We start from the raw sequence: 6,802 nt of genomic DNA on the forward strand, positions 1-6,802 counted from the left end.
TTTCACTTCCCATCTGTTGAGTACAGCACGTGAATATTCGAGTGATGAGTGCAATCGCGTTATTATGTTTGGTTTGGGGATCTTTATGGGGACTTGTAAAACATAGTCTGCAAGTATTTCCACCATTTTTATTTATTTCTACACGGCTGATTTTGGCTGCAATCACCTTGATGGTTGTGCAGCGAGTCATTAAAAAATCAATCATGCCGAAACGAGAAGAATGGAAGCAGCTCATCATTTTAAGTGGCTTAATTTGCTTTGGTTTCTATGCAACTCAGACTTTTGCAATGCAATTTGTTGATTCAGGATTGTCGGCAGTTTTAGTATTTACGATGCCAATTTTTATTGGTGTTCTAGCGCATTATTTTTTAAATGAGAGATTAAATAAACAGAAAATACTTGGGCTTATTTTGGGTACGTTGGGATTAATCGCAATTCTTTGGCCTCAGCTACATGATTTACATATGAATGTTTCATTACTTGGACAAGTACTGCTTATAGGTTCTGGTTTCTTCTGGGCGATGTCGACAGTTTATATCAAAAAGAATTTTGCCAGTTATGACAAAATCAAATTGACCATTTGGCAGTTATTGTTGGGTGGGAGCATCATTTTGATTGGTGCACTTATGTTTGAGCCTATTGACGCACAAGTTTGGTTAAATCCACTCAATGAATCTGTGCTCTTTTATATTTCGGTGATTGGGACAGGATTTGCTTTTGTACTTTGGAATTGGATCGTCAGTAAGGTTGATACCTTTATCGCTTCAATATCAATCATGTGTATTCCAATTTTGAGCCTATTTTTTGGTTATTTGATTTGGCATGAACCTTTGACACTCAATATTTTAATTGGTGCAGCATTTATCTGTTCAGGAATTGTGACGAGTTCTTTGAAAATAAAATCACAACGCCGTCACTTAGCGTATTCAAGTGGTGCACATCGTTAAGAGATTTAATTTTATCAATTAAAAACTTTATAGACTTTTTTACTAGCACTCTTTAAAAGATAAAGAGATTGTAAATAATTACATAAAAGAAGTCAGAACGTCAGCCATGTTTTACATGGCTGATTTTTTATTTTTAAACATAACGTTTGCTGATTTGCAACTTAGACTGGAATTCGTCGAATTTACATGCAAAATTGACATTTTCAACACCGAAAAGTTTTTTATCAGTCATCCCAAATGAGCAAAAAAGTATTAAAGTACTATGCAACAAGTTGCAAAGCCAAAAATATAGAAGGAATACCATGACTAGCTATGCAAATATCCTAAAACCATTACATTTGGGTTTTACTACTATTAAAAACCGTGTCGTAATGGGCTCTATGCACTCTGGTTTAGAAGATCGTTTTTATAATTACCCAAAACTTGCAGCATATTTTGGTGAGCGAGCTAAGGGTGGTGTTGGTCTAATTATTACCGGTGGTATTTCTCCGAACCGTCAAGGTTGGTTACTACCTGCTGGCGGAACGATGAATAGCTTAGCGGATATTCCGCATCATCGGCTTGTGACGCATGCTGTACATAAGCATGGCGCAAAAATTTTGATGCAAATTTTGCATTCTGGTCGTTATGGTTATCATCCTTTCTCTGTTTCGTCATCTCCGATTCAAGCACCAATTAACCCATTCAAACCGAGACAAATGTCAGACTCTCAGATTTTGGCAACGATTGAGGACTATGCACGTTGTTCTAGCTTGGCGAAAAAAGCGGGTTATGATGGTATCGAAATTATGGGGTCTGAGGGTTATTTAATTAATCAATTCCTCAGTAACCATGTTAATAAGCGTACTGATCGCTGGGGCGGTGATATTGAAAATCGTATGCGTTTTCCTGTTGAAATTGTAAAAGCAATTCGTGCCAAAGTTGGCGAGAAATTCATAATTTGCTTCCGTTTATCTATGCTCGATCTGGTGCATGATGGTAATACTATGCAAGAGGTAATTGCTGTTGCTAAAGCACTAGAAAAAGCAGGAATCACATTATTGAATACGGGAATTGGCTGGCATGAAGCGCGTGTTCCAACCATCGTAACGTCTGTTCCTCGTGCAGCATTTGTTGATTATACCGCTGTGGTTAAACAGCATGTTTCTGTACCAGTGATTGCATCGAATCGTATTAATATGCCAGATGTCGCTGAGCAAATTGTTGCTTCAGGTCAGGCTGATATGGTGCAAATGGCACGTCCATTCCTTGCTGATCCGTATTGGGTAAATAAAACTGCGACCAATCGTGTTGATGAAATTAATACTTGCATCGCATGTAACCAAGCATGTTTGGATCATGCATTTAAAAATCAACGTGTAAGCTGTTTAGTCAATCCACAAGCATGTTTTGAGACGGAATTGGTTTATATCAAAACCAAGAAACCAAAGCGTGTTGCTGTGGTTGGTGGTGGTGTTGCTGGGATGTCTGCTGCAACGGTTGCGGCAAGTCGTGGTCATGCAGTGACATTATTCGAAGCAAATAATGATGTTGGTGGACAATTCAATTTAGCCAAAGTCGTTCCTGGTAAAGAAGAATTCCATGAAACGATTCGTTATTTCAAAGTTCAGCTTAAGCAAACAGGTGTAGATGTTCGCTTAAATACGAAAGTAAGCCGTGAGCAACTTGAACGAGAAGGCTTTGATGAAGTTATTGTCGCAACTGGTGTTGTGCCTCGTGCTTTAAAAATTCAAGGAAGTACAGCTCCACAAGTATTGTCATATGCTGAAGTATTACGTGGTGCGCCAGTAGGTCATAATGTCGCTGTGATTGGTGCGGGAGGTATTGGATTTGATGTCTCAGAGTTCTTATTAAAACCACCACATCAGCCTCAACCACAACCTTTAGATGAGTGGCAGCGTGAATGGGGTGTTGACCCAAGTCCGAATTATATTTCTGAAGGTGGTATGCAACGTCCAGAAGTGGAAAGACCAGTTCGCCAAATCTACCTATTGCAACGCAAAACAACACCGCTTGGTATTGGACTCGGTAAAACATCAGGTTGGGTACATCGTGCACAATTGAAAAAGCATGCAGTGCGCATGTTACGTGGCGTGCAATATAAGGCTGTGACTGATGAAGGCTTATGGATCGAGCATAATGGGCACGACCAATTATTGCGTGTTGATACGATTGTTGTTTGTGCTGGTCAGGAATCTGTTAAAGATTTAATGCCTAAAGATGGTGAAAACACAATTGCGAATTATCATATTATTGGTGGTGCAAAGCTCGCTGCTGAGTTAGATGCGAAACGTGCAATTCGTGATGGCGCTGAATTAGCAGCTAAACTTTAAGAATTGATGAAACAATATGCATTTGAATACATTGCAGTTAAATTTTTCTTGAATAAAGGAAACAAGCTTTGTATTCTTACGCACATGGAAGCGTGGCAGAGCGGTTTAATGCACCGGTCTTGAAAACCGACGAGGGTGTGAGTCCTCCGTGAGTTCGAATCTCACCGCTTCCGCCAAATATCTAAATAAGCCCTTGTTTTTACAAGGGCTTATTTTTTATCTGTAGTTTTACCCCTCAATCTACCCCACATAAAAAGTTGGATGAGATGAAATTATTTAGCTATATTTCGGAGGAAGCTGGAAAGGGAAAGTTTAGAGGTAAAAATAGCTATCGCTATAACTTTGGGAAGTTCTTCAGGTAGTGAGCAAGTAAGGCAGATTTATAACGATGTGCAATAAACCAAATAACTTATGCAAATAAGCCCTTGTTTTTGCAAGGGCTTATTATATTAAAAAGCTGCTATACTCGTTTGAGCACGACCTAGAATTAACGCATGGACATCATGTGTTCCCTCATAAGTATTAACAACTTCAAGATTGACTAAATGACGGGCGATACCAAACTCATCGCTGATACCATTTCCACCTAGCATATCTCGTGCTAAACGAGCGATATCTAATGCTTTCCCACAGTTGTTTCTTTTAATCAATGATGTAGCTTCAAGCGATGCGATACCTTCATCTTTCATTCGACCAAATCGAAGCGCAATTTGTAAACCGAGCGCAATTTCAGTTTGCATATCTGCTAGTTTCTTTTGAATAAGTTGATTGGCAGCAAGTGGTTTACCAAACTGTTTTCGATCAAGCGTGTACTGGCGAGCAGTATGCCAACAAAATTCAGCTGCACCCATTGCACCCCATGCTATTCCATATCGTGCGCTGTTTAAGCAGGTGAAAGGACCTTTTAAGCCACGAACCTCAGGGAAAGCATTTTCTTCAGGAACAAAAACCTGATCCATGACAATTTCACCCGTAATAGATGCCCTTAAGCCAACTTTACCGTGAATTGCTGGAGCAGATAGCCCTTGCCAACCTTTTTCTAAAATAAAGCCACGAATAGGGCCGACATTACCCTCAGTACTAACTTCTTTCGCCCAAACTACAAAAACATCTGCAATAGGGCTGTTGGTAATCCACATTTTCGATCCACTTAAACGATAGCCACCGTCTACTTTTTTGGCTCGAGTTACCATGCTGCCAGGGTCTGAACCATGATCAGGTTCTGTTAAGCCAAAACAACCAATCCACTCACCAGTTGCAAGCTTAGGTAAATATTTCTGCTTTTGTTGTTCTGTACCAAACTCATTAATTGGAACCATCACCAATGAGCTTTGCACACTTGCCATAGAACGATAGCCAGAATCTACGCGTTCGATTTCACGGGCAATTAATCCATAACTCACATAATTTAAGCCAGCTCCACCATACTGTTCAGGAATCGTTGGGCCGAGTAAACCTAATTCTCCCATTTCTCTAAAAATGTTGAGATCTGTTTTTTCATGGCGAAATTGATCAAGTACCCGTGGCATTAACTTGTCTTGGCAGAAAGCATGGGCAGTATCGCGGATCATACGTTCTTCTTCGTTGAGTTGTTGCTCAATTAAAAAAGGGTCATTCCAGTTAAACTCTACACGGCTCATTATTTATTCCTTGATGATTGTTCTTGCAAGTTCCTATCAATTTGTTTTTTAAGCTTAGCTCCCTTGGGAACTAAGCTTACCTAAAAAGTTAAAATCGAGAGTAGAAATACCTCAAAGTTGTTTGGGATTTGGAGTGATTGCATCTCCACCAAACTATCAATCTATGAGTTCGGGTATGAGAGGCGGCTAAAGCTTCGCAAGAACTATCCGAATATTACATATTCGGATACTAATTACATGTTAGGGTAATTAGGACCACCACCGCCTTCAGGCGTTACCCAAGTGATATTTTGTGACGGATCTTTAATGTCACATGTCTTACAGTGAACACAGTTCGCAGCATTGATTTGGAAACGCTTAGAACCGTCATCATTTTCCATGATTTCATAAACACCAGCAGGGCAGTAGCGTTGAGCAGGCTCATCCCATTTTGGTAAGTTCACATCTACTGGAATAGATGGATCAGTCAACTTTAAGTGTGCTGGCTGATTTTCTTCATGTACGGTATTCGATACGAATACAGAAGATAAACGGTCAAAGGTCAACTTGCCATCTGGTTTTGGATAGTTTGGTTTAAACGTTGATGTATCCACAGTTTTCAGTGCAGCAAAGTCTTGTTTAAGATCATGCAAAGTAAATGGCACTTTAAGGATGTTTTGATCGATAAAGTTAAACGCACCACCAATCCACTGACCAAACTTGTGCATTGCAGGCCCAAAGTTGCGTGAGTTATATAACTCTTCTTTTAACCAAGAGTTGTTATATTTGTCGGTATAAGCAGTTAATTCTTTGTCGAAGTGATCGTCGCCTTCAAGAACACGAGCAATCGCAAGATCACCACCTTTGGCAACACCAGCCGCAATCGCTTCGAATACTGCCTCACCACACAACATACCTGACTTCATTGCAGTGTGTGAGCCTTTGATTTTTGAGAAGTTCAAGAAACCAGCATCATCACCAATCAAGCAACCGCCTGGGAAAGTGAGTTTAGGCAAAGCATTAAAGCCACCTTTCACAACAGCACGTGCGCCGTAAGAAATACGTTTACCACCTTCAAGGAATTGCTTGATGGTTGGGTGCGTTTTCCAGCGTTGCATTTCCATGAATGGATACATGTGCGGATTTTCATATGATAAATCCACGATCATACCCAAAGTCACCTGATTGTTTTCAGCGTGGTATAACCACCAGCCACCAGATGAACCTGTTTCAGATAATGGCCAGCCGGCACCATGCATCACTAAGCCTGGTTTATGTTTAGCAGGATCGATTTCCCAAAGTTCTTTAATCCCGATACCGTAGTGCTGTGGATCAGCATCTTTATCAAGATTGTATTTTGCAATCAGGCGTTTACCGAGGTGACCACGGCAACCTTCAGCGAACAATGTATATTTAGCGTGAAGTTCATAACCCGGCGTGAAGTTGTGTGTTGGCTCACCATTTTTACCAATCCCCATATCACCTGTTTGAATGCCTTTAACGGTACCATCTTCATGATAAAGCACTTCAGCAGCAGCAAAGCCCGGGAAGATAGAAACTTCTAATTCTTCAGCCTTTTGACCTAACCAACGCACGACATTACCAAGAGAAATGACATAGTTCCCTTCGTTGTGCATTGATTTAGGAACCATCCAATACGGCATCTTTTGTGCTTTGGTATCAGACAATAAGAAATAAGTTTCGTCGCCCGTAACAGGAACATTCAGCGGAGCGCCTTCTTCTTTCCAGTTCGGGAACAATTCATTCATGGCACGCGGTTCAAGTACAGCACCAGAGAGGATATGCGCACCAACTTCAGAGCCTTTTTCAACCACACAAACAGAAAGATCTGGTAGGTTGTTTTCAATCGCTAATTGACGAATTTTAATCGCAGCAGATAAAC

The 6,802-nt window shown here is 40.5% G+C and carries 4 protein-coding genes and 1 tRNA gene; 3 read left to right on the forward strand and 2 right to left on the reverse strand.

The genetic code is table 11. The features are described from left to right. Nucleotides 1–29: 29 nt before the first annotated feature. From ACF8D3_RS02270 to ACF8D3_RS02280, 3 genes are all read left to right on the forward strand, one after another. On the forward strand, nt 30–947 hold the full coding sequence (locus tag ACF8D3_RS02270; RefSeq protein ID WP_392469890.1) for a DMT family transporter: 918 nt from the start codon (nt 30–32) through the stop codon (nt 945–947). 302 nt (nt 948–1,249) lie between these two features. After that, nucleotides 1,250–3,280, forward strand: a complete 2,031-nt coding sequence (locus ACF8D3_RS02275) for an NADPH-dependent 2,4-dienoyl-CoA reductase (protein WP_136459448.1) — start codon at nt 1,250–1,252, stop codon at nt 3,278–3,280. A gap of 86 nt (nt 3,281–3,366) precedes the next feature. Next, nucleotides 3,367–3,456, forward strand: a tRNA-Ser gene (locus ACF8D3_RS02280). Nucleotides 3,457–3,729: 273 nt separating this feature from the next. Here the strand turns inward: ACF8D3_RS02280 and ACF8D3_RS02285 are convergent. Continuing rightward, nucleotides 3,730–4,920, reverse strand: a complete 1,191-nt coding sequence (locus tag ACF8D3_RS02285) for an acyl-CoA dehydrogenase (protein WP_392469893.1) — start codon at nt 4,918–4,920, stop codon at nt 3,730–3,732. 233 nt (nt 4,921–5,153) lie between these two features. Beyond that, nucleotides 5,154–6,802 (reverse strand): electron transfer flavoprotein-ubiquinone oxidoreductase (locus ACF8D3_RS02290; protein WP_392469895.1); only part of this gene is annotated, 1,649 nt, incomplete at its 5' end.

The sequence above is a fragment of the Acinetobacter sp. YQ_14 genome, from assembly GCF_043102985.1.
Taxonomy (GTDB): domain Bacteria; phylum Pseudomonadota; class Gammaproteobacteria; order Pseudomonadales; family Moraxellaceae; genus Acinetobacter; species Acinetobacter venetianus.